Source organism: Nonomuraea rhodomycinica (assembly GCF_013363995.1).
In the GTDB taxonomy this organism is placed as follows: Bacteria; Actinomycetota; Actinomycetes; order Streptosporangiales; family Streptosporangiaceae; genus Nonomuraea; species Nonomuraea rhodomycinica.
Window position 1 is genome coordinate 1,022,087 of record NZ_JABWGO010000001.1, and the last position, 22,560, is coordinate 1,044,646.

Genomic DNA, 22,560 nt, shown 5'->3' on the forward strand with positions numbered 1-22,560 from the left:
CCACTGCTGGTTCGCCTGGCCGTTGCAGTCCCAGATCTGCGCCTGCGCGCCGTTCGCCTGCGAGGCACCGGAGACGTCCAGGCATCTGCCCGACCCCACCCCCTTGATCGCCCCCGCGGGCGGGGGCGTCGGCCCGGGAGTGCCGCCGCCTCCGGGCTGGCCGATGCTGCCGGGCACCGACCGAAGGGCGTCGTACCAGGCGGCGGCCATCTTGTCGTAGCCCCCGGCGGTGGGGTGGATGCCGTCGATCAGGTCGGCGGTGGTCAGCTTGCTGTGCATGTCGACGAGGTGGACGTGCTTGCCGCTGTTCGCCTTGCTCTGCACGATGCCGGGGACGGCCGCGTTGAAGGTGCGACCGGCCGCCTCCTGGCCGGAGTTGGACAGCGGGATGATGGTCGCCACGAAGACGTCCGCGTCGGGCACGGCCGCGGTGATGTGGTCGATCAGCGTGGACAGCCGTTGCGGGGCGCCGGACAGGTTGTAGTTCTGCAGGACGTCGTTGGTGCCGAGGTGCAGCAGCACCGTACGCGGTGCGGACGTACGCAGCCAGCCGGTGACGTTCGCGTCGATCTGGTCGATCCGCCACCCGGGATGGCCCTCGTGATCGTGGTCGCCGAGGCTGCCAGGTCCGTTGACCTGCGACCCGACGAAGTCGATCGTGTAGCGGCCGGCGGCCAGGCGCTGCCACAGGCCGATCCGGTACCCGCCCGGCACCTGGGTGCCCTCGGTGATCGAGTCGCCCAGCGGCATGACCCGCACCCCGCCGTTGGACTCCGCGCCGGCGGCCCCGGCCGCCAGCACCGTGCCGGCCACCGCGAGGACCACGGCCGTCAGCGCGGCGGCCCACCGTCGTCCCCGCCCGCGCAGGCGAACCTCCCTGCGGGAAGGAATGGCGGGTTGGGCGGCGGGGATGCTGTTAGCGTTAACAATGCGGCGCATCTAGCAGCTCCTTGCACGGAGGCCGACTGAGGTGGTGTGGCGGAGCACACAGGACGCGAGCACACCCGTCAAGGGTCCGCCCTCCCCGCCCGGGACGCGCCGCGCGCCGCAGCGCTCTGATCTGGACGCACGGCCGGTCGCGCCGCAACGAGAGCGATGAAACATTCATCCCGCGGCCGGGCCGCCCGGCTCGGCTCGGCGGCTCCCTCCCAGGAGGGCGCCACCTCGCCGTGGCCGGTTGTGCTACCGGGTCGCTCCGGCCTCCCACTTGGGGGCGCCGTACTGGTAGGCGCCGAGGCTCGGGACCGGGTCCGTGGAGCCGTCGTTGACGCCGGGCAGCGGGATCGCCTGGTTCCGCGCCGGCGATGCCTCCGACAGGCGATAGTCGTGCGCGGCCGGATCGACGAACAGCGGGTCGACGCCGGCCGGCAGGTTGTTGGACAGCTCCATCCCGCCGTTCGTGGCGCCGTCCAGGCCGCGGATGGGGCCGATGTTGTTGTAGACCTTGGTGCCGGTCGAGTTGCCGGGCTCCTTGACGTAGAACATCGTCATGCCGCCGGTGTTGTTGTAGACGCCGTTGTTGTGCGAGCCGCCGCCGAGGCCGTTGAGCATGACGGTCCCCTCAGGGTTGCCCCAGCCCACGTTGTTCGCGATGGTGATGTTGCTCTGCCCGTTGTCGGCGTAGACGCCCGTGACCCCGAACTTGGTGGCGCCCCACCTCGGCGCGGGGTCGTGCAGCACGTTGTGGTCGATCGAGGTCCGCAGCATGTCGGAGCCGCAGCAGGTGTAGATCGCGGCCACGTCCAGGCTCAGCCGGGCGTACTGCGAGATGTCGTTGTAGGCGATGCGGTCGGGCCCCGGCGTGCCGCCGACGGCGTTGTCCCATTGCAGGTTGACCCCGCTGCGGCCGACCCGGTAGATGGTGTTGTGGGTGACGGTCTGGCTGTTGCCCTGCACGGCGACGCCGGCCGCGTAGGTGCCCAGGTAGTCCACGTCGTGGATGACGTTGTTGGTGGCGGTGTTCCGCATGCCGCGCAGCGCGATGCCGTTGCCGGCGCTCAGCGACAGGTCGCTGTTGACGACCTTGTTGTCCGTGCCGTTGAGCACGATGCCGGTGTCGGCGACGCCCCTGGTCACGGTGGAGCCGCAGTCCGTGGCGCCGCGCGTGATGTCGGTGTAGTGCGACAGGTACCTGCCGGTGACCCGGTCGATCACCACGTGGCTGCTGCCCGCGCCGGTCTCGATGGTGGCGGCGAACAGGCCGACGCCGGCGATCGTCGTGTGACTGGTGTCGCGCAGGTCGAAGGCCAGGGTGCGGGTCTTGGCCTCGATGACGTGCCGGTTGGGGTCGTCCTCGCTGTAGAGGTAGAGCCGTTCGCCGGCCGGGTCGTAGAACCAGGTGCCGGGGTGCGCGAGTTCGCCGATCTTGCCGTGGAGCGCGTACCGGGTGTCCTTCGGCACCACCTTGTGGATGCACGGCGGCGCCGCGTCGAGCTCCACGGAGCCCACGTCGGAGCTCTTGATCGTGGACGTCGCCGTGATGTACCAGTAGTTCGTCGACACGCGGGCGCCGTTCCAGTAGCCGGCCGGGCGGGTCAGCGCGTCGTCCACGACGGTGGCCGCCGCGCTGCCCGCGTCGGCGTACTGCACCACGGGGTCGAGCAGGTCGAGGCCGGGGTACGGCCACTGCGCCTCGACGTTCATCCTCTTGTCGGTGAAGGTCTGCACGGTCGTGACGTCGGATCCGAGGTCGACGCGCGTGCTGTAGACGTGGCCGTCCCGCACCGCCTGGCCGAAGGGCGAGTCCGGCGCGTACGGGTCCTTCTCCGCGATGCGCTTCACGTCCGCGCCGGTGACCCGGGACCAGCCCCTGACCCGCGTGGCGCCGCTCACCGTCACGCGCGCGCCCGGGGCCGCCCGGTAGGTGATGGGCAGCTCGGCGGTGCCCGACCGGGCCGGCACCACCGTCTCCTCGTACGTGCCCGACATGATGAGGCAGGTGTCGCCGGGCACCATGACGTCGGCGCACCGCTGGATGCGGCGGTAGGCCGTCCCGGCCGAGCGTCCGTCGGCCGAGTCCCTGCCCCACGGCGCGACGTAGTACGTCGCACCGGCCGCGCTCCGGTCCTGCTCAGCCGCCGCCGGGACGGCTGTGGCGGCACCCGACAGCACCACGAGCGCCAGGGCCGCGAGCGGCCGCCACGTGCGTGACAATGTCACTGTCCTTGTCTCCGTTCGGTTGACGGGCTGTTCAGCCCTTGACCGCGCCGACCGTGAGGCCGCTGATGATGTGGCGCTGCATGTAGACGAAGAAGATGACGACCGGCGCCACGGCCAGCAGCAGGTTGGGGAACACCTTCGTCAGGTCGGTCGAGTACTGGCTGATCCCGGCATAGATGGCGGTCGTCACCGTGTACCTGCCGGAGCCGGGGCTGAGCAGGATCTGCGGGCTGACGAAGTCGTTCCAGATCCCGATCGAGTTGAGGATCAGGACGGTGACCACCGCGGGCCGCATCAGCGGGAAGATGATCGTCCAGAACGTCCGCAGCCTGCCCGCGCCGTCGATCATCGCTGCCTGGTCGATGGAGGCGGGGATGGTACGGATGAAGCCGACGAACAGGAAGATGCTCACCGGAAGGGTCGAGGCCACGTCGTGAGCCACCAGGCCGGCCACGGTGTTGGCCAGGCCGACCGAGCGCAGCACGTAGATGACCGGGATCACCAGCGCGGCGCCGGGGATGAAGGTGCCCGCGAGGAAGTACAGCAGCAGCGACTGGGCGCGGCGGCTGGTGCTGCGCGCGATCGCGTACGCGGCCGGCCCGGCCAGCAGGATGCACAGGACGTCCACGACGACGACCAGGAAGAGCGTGAATCCGTAGCTGCGGATCACGTTGTACTGGGGGCTGTTGACGGCGTCGGCGAGGTGGTCGAGGGTGAGGTCGCCGAGCGGGAGGGAGAAGGGGTTGCCGAGGATGTCGTCCTGCGACTTGAAGCTGTTCACCACGAGCAGGTAGACCGGCATGGTCATGGCGAGCAGGAGCAGCGCCAGCATGACGGGGCGCACGATCGGGCGGCGCCTGGCGCGGCCGGTTTCCGCTTGTTCGGTCATCACGGGCCCCTAACTCGTCGTGGCCCGGTCTTGCCGGTTGCGCGCGGCGGTGACCAGCAGGGCGAGGACGGCGCACACGACCATGAGGAAGACGGCCTGCGCGTTGGCGTATCCGACCTTCGTCCCCTCGAAGGAGCGGGCCAGGATGAGGAACGAGTACGTCTGCGTGGCGCCCGCGGGTCCTCCGTTCGTGAGGCTCACGACCAGGTCGTAGGTCTTGATCAGCCCGACGAGGTTCAGCACGGTCGCCACGGTGACCACCGGGGAGATCATCGGGATCACCACGCGCAGGTTGGTCTGGCGCCGGCTCGCACCGTCGATCGCCGCGGCCTCCAGCAGTTCGGCGGGAACCGTCTGGAGCGCGGCGACGAACAGCACGACGTTGAATCCGAAGCCGGCCCACACGATCACCCCGATGAGCGAGACCAGGGCGAGGTTCTCCTCGAACAGGAAGCCGACGGGGCCGATGCCGAGATGCTGGAGCGTGCTGTTGACGGCGCCGTTCGTGCCGAGGATCGCGGCCCAGAGGAAGCCGAGGATCAGCGCGCTGATCACGTGCGGGTAGTAGGCGAGCGTGCGGAAGAACGAGTTCGTCCGCGAGCGTTCCTTCAGCAGCAGGGCGTACACCATGCCGCCGCCGATCATGAGCACGGTGCCGGCGCCCGCGACCACGGCGGTCACGTACCAGGCGCTGGTCGAGCTCGGGTCGTCGAACAGGTGCAGGTAGTTCTCGAAACCGATGAACACCGCGTCGGAGAAGCCGTTCCAGTCCGTCAGGCTGAGATAGATCGCCACGCCCACCGGCACGACCGTCATCACGGTGTAGACCAGCACGGACGGCGCGACGAGCCCGAAGGTCACGGCCTTCGCCCGGTAGCGTGCCGGCAGCCACCCGTCGCGCGGGGACCCGCGCCGCGGCTCGCCCGGCTGCGGCGCCTGCCGCTCCCGTCGCCGCGTCAGCTCTGCGAGTTCCACCACTTGTCCAAACCGGCGGCGACCTGCTCGGCCGTGGCGCCTGTGTACAGCTTCTGCACCTGCGTGTTGAGCTCGGCCGGGTAGCCCTCGACCGGCTGGCGCTCACCGGACTTCACCAGGACGGACGGCGCCTCCTCGAGGATCTTCTGGACCTGCGCGCCGAGGGAGGACATCGGGTAGGTGAAGCCCTTGCGCAGGTTCCCGTCGGCGGCGAGCTGGCTCTCGATCGCGGCCGGGTCGGTGACCAGCCACTTCACGAAGTCGATCGCGGCCGCCTTGTTCTTGGAGGCGTTGACGACCACGTACGGGTTGGCGATGTTGCCGAACTGTCCGGAGGGGTAGGCGCCGTCGGTCGGCATGGAGAACACGCCGATCTCGTCGCTCTTCTTCGCGGCGTCCGCGGCGGGGACGAAGAAGGACCCCATGATGTACATGGCGGACTTGCCGTCGAGGAAGGCCGTCTGCCCGTCGGCGTAGGTCAGGCCGAGCGCGCTCTTGTCGAGATATCCCTGGTCGATCCAGCTGCGGTAGCGCTGGAAGTACTTCAGGTAGTCGCCGGTGGCGAAGGAGACCTTGCCCTGCTTGCGCTTGACGGTCCAGTCGGGGTCCGCGGTGAGGACGCCGGAGTCGGCGATCAGTGAGAACTGCGCTCCCGGGACCCACTGCCCGGAGGTCTGCAGCGGCGTGTACCCGGCGCCCTTCAGCTTCGCCATGGCGTCCTGGAACTGGTCGAGCGTCCTGATGGTGGACGCGTCGAGACCGGCCTTGGCGAAGGCGGACTTGTTGTAGAAGACGAGCGACTGGATCTGCTGGCCGACGCCGACCAGGTAGCGCTTCCCGTCGACGGCGTACTGGTCGGCCAGCGGGGTCTGGCCGGTCCACGCCTGGCCGGACAGGTCGGCGAACAGGCCGGCGTTCTCCTTCGTCGGGGTGATCTGCTGGGCGATGTCCGGCGGATCGCCCGCGGCGAGGTCCTGGGTGAGCTTGGCGGTGGCGGAGATGGTCCCGGTGAGCTCCAGGTTGACCTTCACCTTCGGGTGGCTCTGCTCGTACTTCGCGAACAGCCCCTTCCAGTACTGCTCGGTCAGGTTCGGGCTGATGTTGACGATGATCCGGAGAGTCGTGACGCCGGCCTGCGCCGTGTCCTCACCACCGCAGGCGGTGGCCGCGGCCACCACGGTCGTGACGGCGACCGCGGCCGCGCACGCCCGGCGCAACTGTGTTCCCATATCCGCTACACGCTCCCCTTGCATTGTCATGACGGGTAGAAGGTCGGGGTGGACCGGCCGTCTTCGGCGACCGCCCGCCCAGGACGAGCTGAGGGGCGAGGTCGCGCGGACGGTCGTGATGGTCGTGATGGTCCTGGTGCCGCTCCGCGCGTCCGGCGGCGTCTGCCGGCGCGGCGGACGGTGTGGCGGCCCGACACGGTCGACGCGGTGACGTCGACCGCCGGTAACTCCATCGCCTATCGATAGGTGATGTTATGTGGCATACCTCTCTTGTTCAAGAGTCATTTCCCGAGTACCGGCGAAAGCTCACGGCGAACCGGCCGCCGCTCACCGGCCCGGTGACGGCCAGCGTCAGCCGGGTCAGCCGCGCGCCCCAGCTGCGCGCCAGCCGTGGGTCGTCGATGTCCCGGTGCTCGATCGAGGCGGTGGCGACCGCGGGATCCCACCGCAGCTCGAGCCACCGCCCCCCGGCCGCCATGACGACGGCCCGGCCCGCCCCGCACTCGACCTCACCGGCGAGGACGTGCCGGAACAGCACCGGCTCCGGGCATCCGGCCCACTCGTCCTCCACGGTGACGTACGGCTGCGCGCCGGCGCGCACCAGCCGCACGGCGCGCTCCCAGCGGGTGAGCAGTCCCGCCGGATAGGCGGCGCTCAGGTCGGCCCGCAGGACGGCGGAGCTCTCCTCGAACCGCACGGCGACGTCGCACGCACGGTACCCCGCGCCGGGGAGCTGTCCCCGCCCCGGCTCGGGCACGTTGTGCCACGCGCTCTGGAACGGCCACTCCTCATAGCGGTGCGGGCCGAAGGTCGCGGCGGTGTAGGTCGGCTGGCCGACGTCCACGACCATCGGCCGCCCGTCGAGCGCCACCCAGTACGAGCCGACGTCCAGGTGGTTGTGGTGCTCGCCGTTGTGGCCCGCCTTCGCCGCCACGGTGAGCCCGTCCGCGCTCCCGGCCGTCTCGCGCGCGACCATGACCTGGATGCGCGGCAACCAGCACTCGCGGGCCAGCCACGGCGCGGCGCTCGCCGTGCCGGCCGCCGCGACCGCCCGGCACCACCGCCGATCCGCCAGCGCGGCCATGGCGCGGCCGAGGCCGGCCCGTGGCTGGACGGCACCGCCGGACTCGCGCGCCGCGCTCACCGCGTACGCCACGGTCGCCGGTCGGCCGAGGCGCTCACCCCAGCGGAAGAGCACGTGCCACGGCCGCTCGCCGGCCAGCCGGGCAGGGGCGTCACCGGTGTTGACGTACCAGTCCGCACCGAGATGCATGCGCTGCGGATAGGCGAGCAGGGCCGGCAGCACCGGCGGGCCGGCCGCCCCCAGCAGGTCCAGCGCCTCCAGCAGCCGGCACGCCCCCTGCCACCAGTACGCGATCCCCTCGTCGATCCCGCCGTCGTCGGGCAGGCAGGCGAGGTAGTGGTCCAGCCCCTCGGCGACGAGGCGCACCACGCGCTCGCGCCGCCGGGCGTCGTCGCAGAGCAGCAGCGCGGCCGCGAGGACGGCGCCGTGGATCCAGGGATTCCAGTTGTTCGCGCCGCCGTCGCGGCCGATCCAGTGCCAGTCACGCACCTGCTCGAACGGCGTGAGCACCCGCCGGTCGACCTCGCGGCGCAACCGCCGGCGCAGCCCCGGCGCCCTGGTGTCCAGGTGCGGGCCCAGCGCGTGGTCGGCCCAGGCGAACAGCGCCGCGATCTCGGCCGCGCCCAGGTCGAGGAAGGGGTCGTCGGGATCGGGCACGACCTCGCCTCGAGCCGCCGCCCCGCGATCGTGCGGCGCCCAGCACCACGTGCTGGCCTCGGCCAGCGTCATCAGCCCGTCCACCGCGGCGTCCAGGTGCGGGCACGCTCCTGGGGGCGCCGTCGCGGCGGCCACCTCACCGGTGAGCACGGCGGCGAGGGCGAGGACGTCCACCCGCTCGCGCAGCCGGCGCACCTTGTCCTCGTGGACGGTGCGCGCCCCGTCGCGGAACGTCCGGGCCCAGTCGCCCGCGGACAGGTGCGGGGCCGGCCGGGCCAGCTCCCCGGCGGCGGCGGCCAGGACCGCGTCGCGGGCCTCGGCGGGCACCGCGTCCCACAGCGACCGCGCGGTGACGTCAGGGACCATCGTCGCGCAGCATGAGCTCGACGACCGGGAGCGCCACCTCCGGCGCGGCGACGGGCAGGTCCAGCGTGAGCGTGCCCGGCGGCTGCCCTGGCAGGGCGAGGTTGTTGTGCTCGTGCGCGCCACCGTCGACCTGGTGGAGGCGCACCTCCGAGCCGTCGTGGAGCAGCTGCGCGTAGCGCACCCGTCCCGCGAGCCCGGGCAGGTGCACGTGCTTGAGCGGCCAGGAGAGCAGGTGCAGGTAGAGGCGGCTCCCCCGCTGCGTGTAGAGGGCGTTGGGCGGCGGCCGGAACGCGCTCGGTCCCGCGCCGTGCACGGCCCTGGCGTGCAGGGACATCCAGTCCCCGATCGCGGCCAGCGTGTGCCGGGCCCGCGGGTCGAGCGAGCCCCGGCCGGTGGGCCCGACGTTGAGCAGCAGGTTGCCCCCGCACGCGACGGACTGGACGAGCATCCGGATCAGCAGGGCCGGGTCCTTGTAGTCGTGGTTGTCACGGTCGTAGCCCCAGGAGCCGTTGAGCGTGTGGCACGCCTCCCACATGACCTCGACGCCGTCGCGGGTGAGCGGCCGGTCCGGCTGGTACTGCTCGGGCGTCACATAGTCGCCGGGGATGCCGAGACGGTCGTTCACGACGATCCGCGGCTGCAGGGCGCGCACCATCGCCGTCAGCTCCTCCGAACCCCAGTCGGCGGGCCCCTTCGCCGGATAGGTGAAGTCGAAGAAGAGCAGGTCGATCGGTCCGTATCCGGTGAGCAGCTCGCGTACCTGCCCGTGCAGGTACGCGCGGTAGCGCGCCATGTCCCGCGTGGCGTTCGCGTCCGGGGGCGCGCTGTCGCGCAGCGGGTGGTACTGGTCGATGGCGAAGTCGGGGTGGCGCCAGTCGAGCAGCGAGTAGTACAGCCCCACCCGCAGGCCCTCCGCCCGCATGGCGGCGGCGAACTCGGCGACCAGGTCGCGGCCGACCGCGCGGGCGGTGGTGTAGTCGGTGAGCTCCGAGTCGAAGAGGCAGAACCCGTCATGGTGCTTGGCGGTCAGCACCGCGTAGCGCATCCCGGCGGCACGGGCCGTCCTGGCGAGCTCCGCCGCGTCGAACAGGTCGGGATCGAACTGCTCCAGATAGCGGTCGTAGTCCTCGTCCGGCATCGTCTCCCGGCTGCGCACCCACTCGTGCCGGGCGGCGAGGCTGTAAAGCCCGAAGTGAACGAACATGCCGAAACGCGCTTCTACGAACCACTCCCTTGGCCCCGCTGGCACCCCGGTCTCCTCTCATGGTTGACAGCCCTCATCGGCCGGCAGTTACATCTACCATCGATAGGCGATAATTGTCGATGACGTGGGATGGGGCAGGAATGCGTACGAACGGGCATGTCGGAGCACCGGAGACGGAGATCTACGAGACGATGCTGGGACCGGCGGCCTCCTCGCCCTTCGTCCGGCCCAGCGCGAGCCTGGTCCAGGCCCTCACGGACGTGAGCGCGGCCACCGCCTGCGCCAAGCTCCACCAGATGGGCATAACCCGGACCTTCATCGACGGCCCTGTGCCCCTGCACAGGGAGCCAGGCGTACGGATCACCGGCGGGGCCGTGACGCTGCAGTTCCTGCCCCAGCGGGAGGACGTCTTCTCCGGCACGGGGCAGGAGGACGCCGAGCGCAAGACCGCGCTGTGGGCGGTGCTGGAGTCCATCCGGCCAGGCGACGTGCTGGTCGTCTCCGCGCAGGCCAGCCACTTCACCGGCTGCCTCGGTGACATGCTGGTCCGCTACTTCAAGCTGCGCGGTGGAGCCGGCATCGTCGTGGACGGACGCGTGCGCGACGCCGCGCGGGTACGCGCCCTCGGCGTGCCGATCTGGTGCACGGGGGTGACGCCGCACTACGCCTCGCAGACGGAGTTGTTCCCCTCGGCCTTCAACGTCCCGGTCGGGGTGGGCGGAGCACTGGTGACGCCCGGCGATCTCATCGTCGCCGACGAGGACGGAGCGGTCGTCGTCCCGCAGAAGAGCGCCATGGCGGTGGCCGAGGACTCCCTGCTGCACCAGGACCGCGAGGAGTTCGCCCGCCGCCGCCTGGACGAGGGCGGGCGGCTCTCGGACTACTACCCGCTGACCGGGGCCGGTCTGGCCGAGTACCTCGCCGCCCGCGAGGCCGACTGAGGGCGGGACGGGGCGGGACGGGGCAGGACCTCGCCCCGCCGGGACGCGGCAGGCGTCCCGGCGGGGCCTGCCCTAACCGTCCAGCAGCTCCGGGGGGACGAAGCCCTCCTCGGCGAGCCGGCGCCACAGCTCCGGCGGGATCTCCGTCCGCGACGCGGCCGCGTTCCCCCTCACCTCGGCCGCCGACCGGCAGCCCACCGCGACCGACCGTACGGCCGGATGGAGGAAGGGGAACTGGATGGCCGCCGCGGCGAGCGGCACCCCGAACTCGGCGCAGATCGCGCGGCAACGCTCCGCCCGGGCGAGCACACCGCCGGATGCCGGCCGGTAGTCGAACATGGCCCCCGGACGAGGGTCCGCCAGCAGCCCGGTGTTGAACACGCCGCCCACGACCACCGCGGTACCGGTCTTCAGGCACAGCGGCAGCAGGGTCGTCAGCGCCTCGTGGTCGAGCAGCGAGAAGCGGCCCGCGATGAGGACGACGTCCACGTCGAACTCGGCCACGTACGCGGCCAGCGGTTCGCTGTGGTTCATGCCGAAGCCGACGGCGCCGGCCAGTCCTTCGTCGCGGAGCCTGCGCGCGGCCGGGTAGGCGGTGCGGCGTACCTCCTCCCGGAAGTCGTCGGGGTCGTGCAGGTACAGGATGTCGACGGAGGACCGCCGGAGCCGCTCCAGGCTGGACTCCAGCGATTCCCGGACGCCGCGCTCCGTCCAGTCCGTGGCCACCGTGGAGCCCGGCCGCAGCAGCCATCCCGCCTTGGTCGAGATCACCGGCTCGGCGGCGCCGTCCAGAGCCGCGAGCGAGCGGCCGAGCCGCTCCTCGGCGAGCCCGTGACCGTAGCGCGGTGCGGTGTCGAAGTAGACGATCCCCTCCTCGACGGCGGCGGCCACCGTCGCGGCCGCGTCCTGCTCGGAGACGTCCTGGAACAGGTTGCCGATGGGGGCGGTGCCGAGGCCCAGCCGTGGCAGTCCGGTCCTCATCGCGTCCCCTCCCAGGGTGGGGCCGCGTAGGTGGGCCTCCCGCCGCGCAGCGTCATCGTGAGGGTGAGCCGTACGTGCGTGGAGCCCGGCAGCCGCACGGTGACGTACGGCCCCTCGACGGGCCGGGGCGGCTCGTCGTCGACGCGGACCGTGTGGATGACGTGCTCGGCGTACGTGCCGGCCTGCACGACGAGCGACCGCGGCGCCTCGCCGAGGTTGGCCAGTTCGACCACGGTGTGGCCGGCGTCGATGCTGGAAACCAGCGCGGCGACGTCGGCGGGCAGGCCGGGACGGCGCCGGTCGGCGTCGAAGTAGCGCAGGTGCATCTGCGCCAGCGCGCCGTTGTAGAGCACCTGCGGGGACCCCGTGGTCAGCTGCAGCAGCGCCTCGGTGACGACCGGGTTGCGGTCCTGCCAGTCGTGGATGCCCAGCGCGTCGGGGCCGACGGCGGGGTCCACCGGGTCGTCGGCGATCGACTCGACCCGCTGGGCGCAGGTGTCGATGGCGCTGCGCAGCATCCGCTCGGGGAAGCCGGGGTTGCGGCCGGCGAGGTACTCGTACCAGGGCTCCTCGTGCCCCGACTCCTCCTTGGTGCGCTGGGTGTGCACCGCCGTCCAGTCCCAGCTCGACTCCTCGCGGAGCCGGTCGATCCGCTCCCGGTCGGCGGCGGCCCGGCTGAACTGCCACAGGGCCACGGGCAGCTGGGTCGGCATGATGGTGTGGTCGAACCATCCGGAGTCGTCGCGGCGCATGGGCGCCATGAGGGTCGGCTCGTGCTCCAGCCCGCGCAGGTGGGGCCGCCAGCGTTTGATGATGGTGGGGACCTCGGCGGGGCGACGTCGTACGGCCTGGCGGAGCACCACGTCCAGCGGGTTGCGTGCCAATTCCAGGTAGGACGGGTCGCCCGTCAGCAGCATCGCGTTGGACGCGCCGACGATCGCCGCGGTCCCGACCGGCGGCAGTCCGTGCGGCCACGACCAGCCGTAGTGCCCGCCGTACCAGCGGCCGTCCAGGTGCTCTCCCACCACGCCGTGCATGCCGGCGTTGTCGGGCACGACGTCGCGGCCGTCCAGTCGCTGCCGCCATGCGTTGACGTACTCGACCACCCAGTCGGCGTGGCGGGCTTCGCCGCCGAGGAGGTAGGCGTTGGTGACGAGGCTGGTCGCGGCGAGGTTGACGATCGTGTCGCCGCGTCCCATCCGGTCCCACATGACCCGGCCGTAGGCGCGTGCCCGCCGCGGGTCGGCGGCCAGTTCGTCGAAGGGCGCGGCTTCGTCGATCCAGTCGAGGGGCAGTCCGTAGGGGCGCAGGGCCAGGCTCCACGGGAAGTACACATCGTGATCGCTGAAGCCCCAGCGGGGCCCGGCGGCGCCGTTGTGCGGCGCGCGGATGATCCGGTGCTCGGGGTCGTAGTTGGGGCCGCCGGGCAGGTAGAGGTCGGCGAAGCGGGCGGCCAGCTCTCTCAGCTCGCCGTCCCCGGGCTCGGCCAGGCAGAGCCCGTAGAACAGCAGCATGCCCTCGCCCTGGTGGAACCAGTCGTAGCCGCGTTCGAAGCCGTCGACCAGCATGCCCATCTCGGCGAGCTGGGCGGTGACGCCCCGCCAATGCCCGCGGGCCGCGGCCAGCACGTCGTCGCTGCCGCCGAGCAGGTAGAGCGTCGGCCAGTTGAAGAACGCCTCGTAGAAGTCGTCCACGCCGTCGCGGCCGTCGAGGCCCTCTCCCAGCCGGTCGCGGAAGACCAACCGGCCGTCGTCCTCGGTGTAGCGGTCGGAGAAGATCCGCCACGCCTTGTCCTGGACGGCGAACAGCTCCCGCTCCAGGACGGCCCACCGCGGCGGAGTCGTCAGGCCGCGGGACGCCCGCAGCTCCGGTACGCGCGATATGTCGAAGGCCGTCACCGTCTCGCCGCCCCCTCTGCCGAGCCGCCGGGAAGTCTTGCTGCCATGCGCATGAGAACACCTGTAATCGCTGATCGATAGCCGATGCCTAGAATCTTCATGAGCCCGGATCAACGTGTCAATACTGGCCAAACATAAGGAGACCAGGTGATCGACTGCCACGCCCACCTCTGGGACCTCGACGGCGGATATCCATGGATCACGCCGGGGTCGCCCCACCACCGGCCGTTCACGGTCGGCGACCTGGCCGAGTCGGGCGACGGGCTCGGCCTGACCGGCACGATCCTGGTCGAGGCCTCCCGCGGGGACAGGGGCGAGACCGGGCGGCTGCGCGAGCTGCGCCTGCGCCACCCGGAGCTGATCCGCGGCTACGTCGGCAACCTCAACGTCCACGCCGGCGTCGCACCGTCCCGCTTCCGGGACCTCATGGACCGGGCCCGGCCCAACGGGATGCGCCTCGGAGGCGCCTCGTGGGACGCCACGCCCGCCCCGGCCCGCGCGCTGGTCCCCGTGCTGGCCGAACGCGGGGTGGCGCTCGAACTCAACCTCCACGCCGCCGCCGTCCGCCTCGCGGCCGAGGTCGCCACCCGGCACCCCGCGCTGACCGTGATCGTCGATCATCTCGGCAACCCCGGGAACCTGCTGACGACCGATCCCGGCGAGTGGCGCGAGCACGTACGGCGGGCGGCGCGGACGCCGAACGTGATCATGAAGATCTCCGGCCTGCTCACCCAGCAGCACGGCGTGCCACGGGAACGGGTGGCCGGCCTGGTCGCTCACGCGGTCGAGGCGTTCGGCCCCGACCGGTGCCTCGTCGGGTCCGACTGGCCGATCTGCCTGCCCCGCGGGTCCCGGGCGGAGTCGCTGCGGCTCTCCCGGCTCGGGCTCGCCGGGCTGACGGCCGGCGAGCGCGTACGGGTGCTGAGCACCACCGCCGAACGCGCCTACCGCCTGGCACCCGTGGTTGACAACGATCAGGCGCCCCTGCTTCGATGCGACAGTTGATCGATAAGCGATGATTGGTTGATCGATGGCCCATTTCGACCTTCCCCAGGACCAGCTCGAACGGTACCTGCCGACCCTGCCGGAACCGGCGGACCTCGACGCGTTCTGGGCGAAGACGCTCGCCGCGAACAGCGGCGCCGACCTCGCCATGACGGCCGAGCCGGTGCCGAACGGGCTGGCGACGATCGACACCTTCGACGTCACGTTCGCGGGCTTCGGCGGCCATCCCGTCAAGGGCTGGCTACACCTGCCGGTGACCAGGACCGCTCCCCTTCCCGCCGTCGTGGAGTACCTGGGGTACGGCAGCGGCCGCGGCGTGGCCCACGAGAAACGGCTCTGGGCGTGCGCCGGATACGCGCACTTCGTCATGGACACCCGTGGCCAGGGCGCCGAGACGGCCGACCCCGACCCCGCGACCGGCGACGTCGCGGCCCCCGGTTTCCTGACCCGCGGCGTGCTGGACCCCGAGCGGTACTACTATCGCCGCCTGTACACCGACGCGGTGCGTGCGATCGCGGCCGTGCGGACGCATCCGGCCGTGGACCCCTCGAGGGTGGCGGTGACCGGGACCAGCCAGGGCGGGGGGATCGCCCTCGCCGCGGCCGGGCTCGTCCCCGACCTCGTGGCCGTCATGCCCGACGTGCCGTTCCTCTGCCACTTCCCGCGCGCGACCACGTTCACCGACCAGCCGCCGTACGTGGAGGTCACCCGGTTCGTGAAGCTGCGCCGGGAACACGCGGACACGGTGATGCGGACGTTGTCGTACTTCGACGGCGCGACGCTCGCCCGCCGGGCCAACGCGCCGGCGCTCTTCTCCGTCGGCCTCATGGACCGCATCTGCCCGCCCTCGACGGTCTACGCGGCGTTCAACCACTACGGCGCGCTCTGCGCCATGCCCGCGGCACGCAAGCGGATCAGCGTCTACCCGTTCAACGACCACGAGGGCGGCGGGCCCGCGCACGAGGCCGTCAAGCTCGCGTGGCTGGCGGACCGGCTGGCAGAGCTCTCATCGATACCTGCTAGGCGATGATCGCGTATCATGGCATCCGGGGACCGGGGACGCGCGAACTCGCATGATGAGGACTTCATGGCATCGACACGGCAAGCGAACAGTGGCTTCGCCTCCAGGCTGGCCACGAGCAAGGAGTCGGTTCGCCCCACCCTGATCTCCGATCGGGTGTACGAGCTGCTCCGCCAGGCCATCGTCGAGGGCGACCTCGCGCCGAACGACCGCGTGGTGGAGTCGGAGATCGCCCGCCGGCTGGGCGTGAGTCAGGCGCCGGTCCGCGAAGCCGTCAAGCAACTGGCCCGCGAAGGGCTGCTCGTGCACGTGCCGCGGCGCGGCAACTTCGTGGTCGAGATCTCCACCCAGGACGCCGAGTACGCCCGCCAGGTGCGCGAGCCGCTCGAACGGCTGGCCGCCGGGCTCGCCGCCGAACGCATCACCGACGACCAGCTGCGCGAGCTCGAGGACCTCGTGGAGCAGATGCACCAGGCTGTGGCGATCAACGACGTCGGCAGGTTCCGCGACGTCGACATCGCCTTCCACACACAGGTCAGCCAGATCGCGGGAAACCCGTTCCTCACCCGGATGTGGGAGGTCCTCGAACCGAGCCTCCGGGCGCTGCGCGCCATCGCGGACCCGCTCTTCGAGGGTGACTGGCACGCGATGGCCGACGAGCACGGCCGTCTGGTGGCGCTGCTGCGCGACGGCGACCACGCCAAGGCGGCCGAGGCGTTCGCCGACCATGCCGCCGGCCGCTCCCCCGTTCCCGACCGCCGCGCCCGGAAGGGCAGGACCTCTCCCCGGTAGGCCGCGGCCGTCCGAGGACGAGCCGCCGGCCGGCGCCGGCGTCGCCTCACAGGCCGTGGATGCGGCGGCCGGTGATCCGGTGCGGGACGATGCGGATGTAGAGGCGGCGCTCGCCACCGGCCCACGGGGTGATGCCGGCGTCGGCCATCTCGGCCGCCTCGTCGTCCCGCATGTGGTGGGCGGGCCCCTGGATGAGGACGCTCCAGCCCTGCCGGTGGGCTTCGTCGATCCGGTCGACCTCGAAACCGACCTTGATCTCGACGCCTTCCAGCCCGGTGCGCAGATCCTGGTCCATGGGGCCGCCGAAGGCCGTACGGAAGACGATCGCGCCGCCGTGCAGCCGGTAGTTGACGGGCAGGACCGTCGGCCCGTGCGAACCGTTGAACGCCACGCGGCCGATGCCGCCGGGGGCGATCAGCCGCAGGCACTCCTCCGGCTCCAGGACCTTCAGCACCGGATTCGCCATGGCCGGGCCGCCGCCGGGCGGGCGGTCCCGCCCGCCGCCCAGCAGGTCCTGGACCGTGGTCCCGAGGGCGTCGGCCAGGCGGGCCATCGTGCCTCGCTCGGGGTTGTCCGAGTGGCTCTCCATGTACTGGATGTAGCCGGCGGACATGCCCGCCCGGGCGGCGAGCTGCTCGACGGTGAGGCCCGACCGCTCGCGGTGGTACGTGAGGCGGTGCCCGAAGTCTCCGGTTCCTTCCATGTCGGTGTCCCCCATCGTGACGGTGCGGCTGGCGCCTGCCATGCCGCAGACCCTACCCACGACGTCGCCGAAGATCCGTCCCCCCGTGACGATCGCGGCCGGTGACCGGCTCGGCCGAAGGCGGCGGTTGAGGACCTTCGCCCCTTTCTTGGCGCCGGGGCTGGTGGCCAGGATCGAGAGGTGAGCGGAAACGGGGACGGGAGCACGCGATGGCGCTGACAGCCGAGGTGAGCGGCGAGGCGGGGCTCGATGTCACCGTCGCGAGCCGGCTGGACGCCGATGCGGCGCTGGCCCGTCTGGGCAGCGCCGACGGCGGGCTGAGCGAGGAGCAGGCGCGGCGCCGCCTGGCGGCGGTGGGGCCGAACGCGCTGCGCAGGCACCGGGCGCGGCGGCTCGCGGTGCTCGCCCGCCAGTTGCGCTCGCCGCTGCTGATCCTGCTGGCCGTCACCGCCGTGGCGTCGTTCTTCCTCGGCGAGCCGACGGACGCGCTGATCATCGGCGCGATCCTGACGGCGTCGGTCGGGCTGGGGTTCTTCAACGAGTACCGCGCGGAGAAGGCCGCCGAGGCGCTGCACTCCCAGATCCGGCACCGCTGCCTGGTACGGCGTGACGGCCGTCCCCGTCTGCTCGACGTGACCGCGCTGGTCCCGGGCGACGTCGTGGAGCTGCGGCTCGGCGACATCGTGCCGGCCGACCTGCGGCTGCTGGAGGTGGCGGAGCTGGAGTGCGAGGAGTCGGTGCTGACCGGCGAGTCGATGCCGGTCGCCAAGTCCACCCGGCCCGTCGGCGCGGACGCCGTGCTGGCCGAGCTGTCCGACTGCGCGCTGATGGGCAGCGTGGTGCACACCGGTTCGGGCACGGGTGTGGTGGTGGCCACGGGCGGACGCACCGTGTTCGGGCGGGTCGCGCTCCAGCTCGGCGAGCGCCATCCGGAAACGGAGTTCCAGGTCGGGTTGCGGCGGTTCTCGCTGCTGCTGGTGCGCGTCGCCGCCGTCCTGACCGCGGCGATCTTCGTCATCAACCTCGTCCTGCACCGCCCGGTGCTCGACGCGCTGCTGTTCTCGCTGGCGATCGCCGTCGGCATCTCTCCCCAGCTGCTGCCCGCCGTCGTCTCCACGAGCCTGGCCGCCGGCACGCGGCGGCTGGCTCAGCACAAGGTGCTGGTCAAACGCCTGGTCTGCATCGAGGATCTGGGCGACATCGACGTGCTGTTCACCGACAAGACCGGGACCCTCACCGAGGGGCGGATCAGCTTCATGCGCTCGCTCGGCCCCGACGGCCGGCCCGCGGACGAGGTGCTGGAACTCGGCCTGTTGTGCAACGAGGCCGTCGTCGACCCCCAGGCCGGCCGGGACGACGGCCAGGCCCGCCGGGACGACAGCCAGGCCGGCCGGGACGACGGGCCGGACGGCAGCCGGGGCCGGGCCACGGGCGGCAATCCGCTCGACGTCGCGCTGTGGGACGCGCCGGCCGCGGCCGCGCAGGACGGGCTGCGCCGCTACCGCCGCCTGTCCCTCGTGCCCTTCGACCATGAGCGGCGGATGGCGTCGGTGCTGCTCCGCCACGACGACGGCCGGCGCCTGATCGTCACCAAGGGCGCTCCCGAGACCGTGCTGGAGCGGTGCGCCGCCATCGGCGACCAGGCCAGGGCGGTGCTGGAGGCCGAGTTCGCCGCGGGCAACCGCGTGGTGGCGGTGGCCACCCGGTGGCTCCCGGAGACCGCCTCCCAGGCCGAGCTCAGCCCGGCCGACGAGCACGACCTGACCTTCCGCGGCCTGCTGGTCTTCCTGGACCCGCCCAAGGCCGGTGCGCGGCACGCGCTGGAACGGCTCTCCGCTCTCGGCGTCACCGTCAAGATCCTCACCGGCGACAACGCGGCGGTCGCCGCGAAAGTCTGCGCCGATCTCGGCCTGCCGGACGGGCGCGTGCTGACCGGGCGGGACATCGACGCCGCCGACGACTCCCGGCTGGCCGCGCTCATCGAGCAGAGCTCCGTCTTCGCCCGGGTCAGTCCCGAGCACAAGGCGCGCATCGTGCGGACCCAGCGGCGCAGCGGTCTCGACGTGGCCTTCCTCGGGGACGGCGTCAACGACGCCCTCGCGCTGCACGCCGCCGACGTGGGGATCTCCGTCGACACGGCCACCGACGTGGCCAAGGACGCCGCCGACGTGCTCCTGCTGGAGAAGGACCTCGACATCCTCGCCGACGGCGTCACCCAGGGCCGGCGCATCTTCGCCAACACCATGAAGTACGTCCTGATGGGCACGTCCAGCAACTTCGGCAACATGTTCTCCGCCGCCGCGGCCTCGGCGTTCCTGCCCTTCCTGCCGATGCTGCCCTCGCAGATCCTGCTCAACAACCTGCTCTACGACTCCAGCCAGCTGGCCATCCCCACGGACTCCGTCGACGCGGAGCAGCTGCGCCGCCCCTCCCGCTGGGACGTGCGGCTGATCCGCCGCTTCATGCTGTTCTTCGGCCCGATCAGCTCGCTGTTCGACTTCGCGACGTTCGCGATCATGCTCGGGGTCTTCCATGCCGGGCCGCCGCTGTTCCGTACCGGCTGGTTCGTCGAATCCCTCGCCACCCAAGTGCTGGTGATCTTCGTCATCCGCACCAGGCGCGTCCCGTTCTTCCGCAGCCGTCCGAGTCTCCCCCTGCTGCTGGCCGCCCTCGGGGTCGTCGCGACCGGGGCGATCATCCCGCTCACCCCCGTCGCCCCGGCTCTGGGCTTCCAGCCGCTGCCCGGCCCGTTCTTCCTCGTCCTGCTCCTGTTGGTGGCCTGCTACCTCGCCCTCATCGAGATCGGCAAACGCTGGTTCTACCGGACCGCGCCCGTGACTCCAGCGGGCCGCGAGCGTACCTCCGCCCACCGCACGCACCGCAGGGCCCACCGTTTCACCACCACCGCCACCCTCGGCCGGTAGCGGGCCCGTCATGCGGCCGGTTTCGCCTGCTCAGCGGCGCAACACCCTGATTCAACGACAAGTCACGCGGAAAGTAGGCGTACATGGAGATGTCGCGCGGTGAACGGCAGCCGTCCGGGACGATCGCTCCGGTCCGGGGGCTGTCGTCGGCCGAGGCGGCGGCCCGGCTGGACCGTGACGGGCCCAACCGGCTGCCGCAGCGCCCACCCGTCCCCCTGTGGCGGCGGGTCGCCGGGCAGCTCCGGGATCCGCTGATCATCGTCCTGCTCGTGGCCGCCGCGCTGACCATGGTCACGCGCGACTGGACCGACATGGCCGTCATCCTGCTGGTGATCGTGGTCAACACCGCGGTCGGGGTGGGCCAGGAGGTCCGCGCCGACCGGGCCATCTCCGCGCTGTCCCGGCTCACCGCTCCCGCGGCGCGGGTGGTCCGCGACGGCTCGCAGGCGGAGGTGCCCGCGGCGGAGGTGGTGGTGGGGGACGTCGCGGTGCTGGGCGAGGGCGACATCGTCCCGGCGGACGCCGTCATGGTGGAGGCGGCGGCGCTGCTCGTGGACGAATCGGCCCTGACCGGCGAGTCGGTGCCGGTGGAGCGGGGCCCCGGGGAGCCGGTGTCGGCGGGCACCGTGGTGGTGCGCGGACGCGGCCTGGCCAAGGTCACCGCGGTGGGGGCGGCCAGCGCGACCGGCCGCATCGCCTCCATGATGGGCCGCGGAGCGGGGCTGACGCCGTTGCAGCGGCGGCTGGTGGGAGTGGGCCGCATGCTCGCCGGCGTCACCGTGCTGCTGTGCGTGCTGGTGCTGACGCTCGGCCTGGTGCGCGGCGAGCCGGTCGAGCTGATGGTGGTGACCGCGATCAGCCTGGTGGTCGCGGCGGTGCCGGAGTCGCTGCCCGCGGTGGTCACGTTGAGCCTGGCGCTGGGCGCGCGCCGGATGGCCGAGCGCCACGCCCTGGTCCGCAGGCTGCCCGCGGTGGAGACGCTGGGCTCGGTGACCGTGCTGGCCACCGACAAGACCGGCACCCTCACCGAGGGCAGCATGGTGGTCCGGCTGCTGTGGACTCCCGCCGGGCAGGCCACGGTCACCGGCTCCGGCTACAGCCCGGCGGGTGAGATCGTCCACGGCGACCCCGCGGACTCCGGCGGCATCGCCGAGCTGTTGACGGCGGCGGCGCTGTGCAACGACGCCCGGCTCGTCGAGAACGCGGACGGGCGGTGGAACGCGCTCGGCGACCCGACCGAGGCCGCGCTGCTCGCCGCCGCCGCGAGACACGGGCTGGACCGGGACCTGCTGCACCGCCGCCTCCCCCGCGTGGCCGAGCGTCCCTTCGACAGCGACCGCAAGCGCATGACGACCGTCCATCGCCTGCCCGACGGCCGGGCCCGCGTGATCTGCAAAGGCGCGCCCGAGGCGCTGCTGCGCCCGTCGGTCATCGCCGACGACCCGGCGCTGCTCGCCCGCGCGGCCGAGCAGGCCGAGCGGCTGGCCCGAGACGGCTACCGGGTACTGGCCGTCGCCCAGGCGGACGCCGACGCCGTGCCGGACACCGTCGAGGAGCGAGGGCTGCGGCTGCTCGGCCTGACGGCGATCCTGGACCCGCCGCGAGAGGCGGCGGCCGGCGCCCTCGCCGCCTGCCGGCGGGCGGGCATCAGACCCGTCCTGATCACCGGTGACCATCCGGGAACCGCCCGGGCCGTCGCCGTCGAGCTGGGCATCACCGGGCCGGGAGACCCGGTCGTCGACTGCCGGGCCCCGGGCCAGGCCGGGCGCGACGCCGCCGTCTACGCGCGGGCCACGCCGGAGCAGAAGCTCGACCTCATCCAGCGTCTGCGGGCGCGGGGCGAGGTCCTGGCGATGACAGGCGACGGGGTCAACGACGGACCCGCGTTGCGCCGGGCCGACATCGGCGTGGCCATGGGCAGGCGCGGCACCGAGGTCGCCCGGCAGGCCGCCGACCTGGTGCTGGCCGACGACGACCTGCACACCGTGGTGGCCGCCGTGGAGGAAGGCCGCCGTGTCTACGCCAACATCCGCCGCTTCCTCGTCTACGCCCTCTCCGGCGGCGCGGCGGAGATCGCGGTGATGCTCCTCGGCCCGTTCGCCGGGCTGGCGCTCCCGCTGCTGCCCGCGCAGATCCTGTGGATCAACCTGCTCACCCACGGGCTGCCCGGTGTCGCCCTGGGCGGCGAGCCCGCGATGCCGGGCACCATGGACAGCCCGCCCCGTCCGCCGGGCCAGAGCATCCTCGGCGCGGGGTTGTGGCAACGCGTGATCCGGATCGCCGTCGTCCTGACCGCGGTCACCCTCGGCGTCGCCGTCTGGGGCCAGCAGAGCGGGCGCCCCTGGCAGAGCATGGCCTTCTTCGCCCTCGGCGCCGCACAGCTCGGCGTGGCGATCGGCTCACGGTCCCGGCCCGGCTCGCTGGCCAACCCGATGCTGCTGCTCGCCGTCGCGGGCGCGCTCGCCCTGCAGCTGGCGGGGCTGTACCTGCCGCCGCTGCGGGAGCTCCTCGGCACCGAGCCGCTCCCGCCCGGCGACCTGCTGATCGTGAGCGCTCTGTCCGTCCTGGGCTACGCCGCCGTCCGCCTGGACCGTGTCCTGCACCGTCCGCCGCAGCCCGCTCCCCCCAGCCGGGAGAGCCACGGGCAGGCACGGCAGTCCGCCTGAGGGCAGGCGCAGATGCGACCAAGGTCCCCCCGAGCAGGGCGTTTCGGCCCTCACGCGAAGGGTGTC

The 22,560-nt window shown here is 72.2% G+C and carries 16 protein-coding genes; 6 read left to right on the forward strand and 10 right to left on the reverse strand.

The window, feature by feature from the left end; all coding sequences use genetic code 11:
- The 7 genes from HT134_RS04800 to HT134_RS04830 all read right to left on the reverse strand — a co-directional run.
- Positions 1–939: GDSL-type esterase/lipase family protein (locus HT134_RS04800; protein WP_175598998.1), on the reverse strand; the 939-nt coding region annotated here is incomplete at its 3' end.
- 243 nt (positions 940–1,182) lie between these two features.
- Complete coding sequence (locus HT134_RS04805; protein ID WP_217707176.1) at positions 1,183–3,153, reverse strand: right-handed parallel beta-helix repeat-containing protein; 1,971 nt, start codon at positions 3,151–3,153, stop codon at positions 1,183–1,185.
- 37 nt (positions 3,154–3,190) lie between these two features.
- The gene (locus HT134_RS04810; RefSeq protein WP_175598999.1) at positions 3,191–4,048 is read right to left on the reverse strand and encodes a carbohydrate ABC transporter permease; all 858 of its coding nucleotides are present in this window, start codon (positions 4,046–4,048) and stop codon (positions 3,191–3,193) included.
- A 9-nt stretch (positions 4,049–4,057) separates the two neighbouring features.
- Positions 4,058–5,023: a carbohydrate ABC transporter permease gene (locus HT134_RS47510; RefSeq protein WP_217707177.1), complete on the reverse strand. Its 966-nt coding sequence runs from the start codon at positions 5,021–5,023 to the stop codon at positions 4,058–4,060.
- Entirely contained in the window at positions 5,005–6,252 is a 1,248-nt protein-coding gene (locus HT134_RS04820) for an ABC transporter substrate-binding protein (RefSeq protein ID WP_175599000.1), read from the reverse strand. Before HT134_RS04820 ends, HT134_RS47510 begins: the two co-directional genes overlap by 19 nt.
- Positions 6,253–6,526: 274 nt before the next feature.
- Positions 6,527–8,359 (reverse strand): heparinase II/III family protein, encoded by a 1,833-nt coding sequence (locus tag HT134_RS04825; RefSeq protein ID WP_175599001.1) that lies wholly within the window; start codon positions 8,357–8,359, stop codon positions 6,527–6,529.
- Positions 8,349–9,608 carry an alpha-L-fucosidase gene (locus tag HT134_RS04830; protein ID WP_312887975.1) on the reverse strand — a complete coding sequence of 420 codons (1,260 nt, stop codon included), beginning with the start codon at positions 9,606–9,608 and terminating at the stop codon, positions 8,349–8,351. Before HT134_RS04830 ends, HT134_RS04825 begins: the two co-directional genes overlap by 11 nt.
- Positions 9,609–9,703: 95 nt before the next feature.
- Between HT134_RS04830 and HT134_RS04835 the strand changes: the two genes are divergently transcribed.
- Positions 9,704–10,504 carry an RraA family protein gene (locus tag HT134_RS04835; protein ID WP_217707178.1) on the forward strand — a complete coding sequence of 267 codons (801 nt, stop codon included), beginning with the start codon at positions 9,704–9,706 and terminating at the stop codon, positions 10,502–10,504.
- 72 nt (positions 10,505–10,576) lie between these two features.
- Here HT134_RS04835 and HT134_RS04840 read toward each other — a convergent pair whose 3' ends face one another.
- Entirely contained in the window at positions 10,577–11,485 is a 909-nt protein-coding gene (locus tag HT134_RS04840) for an aldo/keto reductase (protein WP_175599003.1), read from the reverse strand.
- On the reverse strand, positions 11,482–13,383 hold the full coding sequence (locus tag HT134_RS04845; protein ID WP_217707179.1) for a DUF8034 domain-containing protein: 1,902 nt from the start codon (positions 13,381–13,383) through the stop codon (positions 11,482–11,484). The genes HT134_RS04840 and HT134_RS04845 overlap by 4 nt, the downstream gene beginning before the upstream one ends.
- A 147-nt stretch (positions 13,384–13,530) precedes the next feature.
- Here HT134_RS04845 and HT134_RS04850 point away from each other — a divergent pair, with 147 nt between their 5' ends.
- From HT134_RS04850 to HT134_RS04860, 3 genes are read left to right on the forward strand one after another with little or no spacing between them, the layout of a single operon-like run.
- Positions 13,531–14,388, forward strand: a complete 858-nt coding sequence (locus HT134_RS04850; protein WP_175599004.1) for an amidohydrolase family protein — start codon at positions 13,531–13,533, stop codon at positions 14,386–14,388.
- 25 nt (positions 14,389–14,413) lie between these two features.
- Complete coding sequence (locus tag HT134_RS04855) at positions 14,414–15,418, forward strand: acetylxylan esterase (RefSeq protein ID WP_175599005.1); 1,005 nt, start codon at positions 14,414–14,416, stop codon at positions 15,416–15,418.
- A 57-nt stretch (positions 15,419–15,475) separates the two neighbouring features.
- Complete coding sequence (locus HT134_RS04860; RefSeq protein ID WP_175599006.1) at positions 15,476–16,201, forward strand: GntR family transcriptional regulator; 726 nt, start codon at positions 15,476–15,478, stop codon at positions 16,199–16,201.
- Between the two features lie 46 nt (positions 16,202–16,247).
- Here the strand turns inward: HT134_RS04860 and HT134_RS04865 are convergent, their stop codons facing one another.
- Positions 16,248–16,946: a helix-turn-helix domain-containing protein gene (locus HT134_RS04865; protein WP_246363537.1), complete on the reverse strand. Its 699-nt coding sequence runs from the start codon at positions 16,944–16,946 to the stop codon at positions 16,248–16,250.
- Positions 16,947–17,113: 167 nt separating this feature from the next.
- Between HT134_RS04865 and HT134_RS04870 the strand changes: the two genes are divergently transcribed.
- Positions 17,114–19,828 (forward strand): cation-translocating P-type ATPase, encoded by a 2,715-nt coding sequence (locus HT134_RS04870; RefSeq protein WP_175599007.1) that lies wholly within the window; start codon positions 17,114–17,116, stop codon positions 19,826–19,828.
- Between the two features lie 83 nt (positions 19,829–19,911).
- Complete coding sequence (locus HT134_RS04875) at positions 19,912–22,494, forward strand: cation-translocating P-type ATPase (RefSeq protein WP_246363538.1); 2,583 nt, start codon at positions 19,912–19,914, stop codon at positions 22,492–22,494.
- Positions 22,495–22,560: the final 66 nt, after the last annotated feature.

Coding starts and splice junctions, on each gene's coding strand:
- HT134_RS04870 (WP_175599007.1), top strand. CDS start 17,114: ATGGCGCTGACAGCCGAGGTGAGCGGCGAGGCGGGGCTCGATGTCACC.
- HT134_RS04865 (WP_246363537.1), bottom strand. CDS start 16,946: ATGGCAGGCGCCAGCCGCACCGTCACGATGGGGGACACCGACATGGAA.
- HT134_RS04875 (WP_246363538.1), top strand. CDS start 19,912: ATGGAGATGTCGCGCGGTGAACGGCAGCCGTCCGGGACGATCGCTCCG.
- HT134_RS04820 (WP_175599000.1), bottom strand. CDS start 6,252: ATGGGAACACAGTTGCGCCGGGCGTGCGCGGCCGCGGTCGCCGTCACG.
- HT134_RS04825 (WP_175599001.1), bottom strand. CDS start 8,359: ATGGTCCCTGACGTCACCGCGCGGTCGCTGTGGGACGCGGTGCCCGCC.
- HT134_RS04855 (WP_175599005.1), top strand. CDS start 14,414: ATGGCCCATTTCGACCTTCCCCAGGACCAGCTCGAACGGTACCTGCCG.
- HT134_RS04860 (WP_175599006.1), top strand. CDS start 15,476: ATGGCATCGACACGGCAAGCGAACAGTGGCTTCGCCTCCAGGCTGGCC.
- HT134_RS04835 (WP_217707178.1), top strand. CDS start 9,704: ATGCGTACGAACGGGCATGTCGGAGCACCGGAGACGGAGATCTACGAG.
- HT134_RS04810 (WP_175598999.1), bottom strand. CDS start 4,048: ATGACCGAACAAGCGGAAACCGGCCGCGCCAGGCGCCGCCCGATCGTG.
- HT134_RS04840 (WP_175599003.1), bottom strand. CDS start 11,485: ATGAGGACCGGACTGCCACGGCTGGGCCTCGGCACCGCCCCCATCGGC.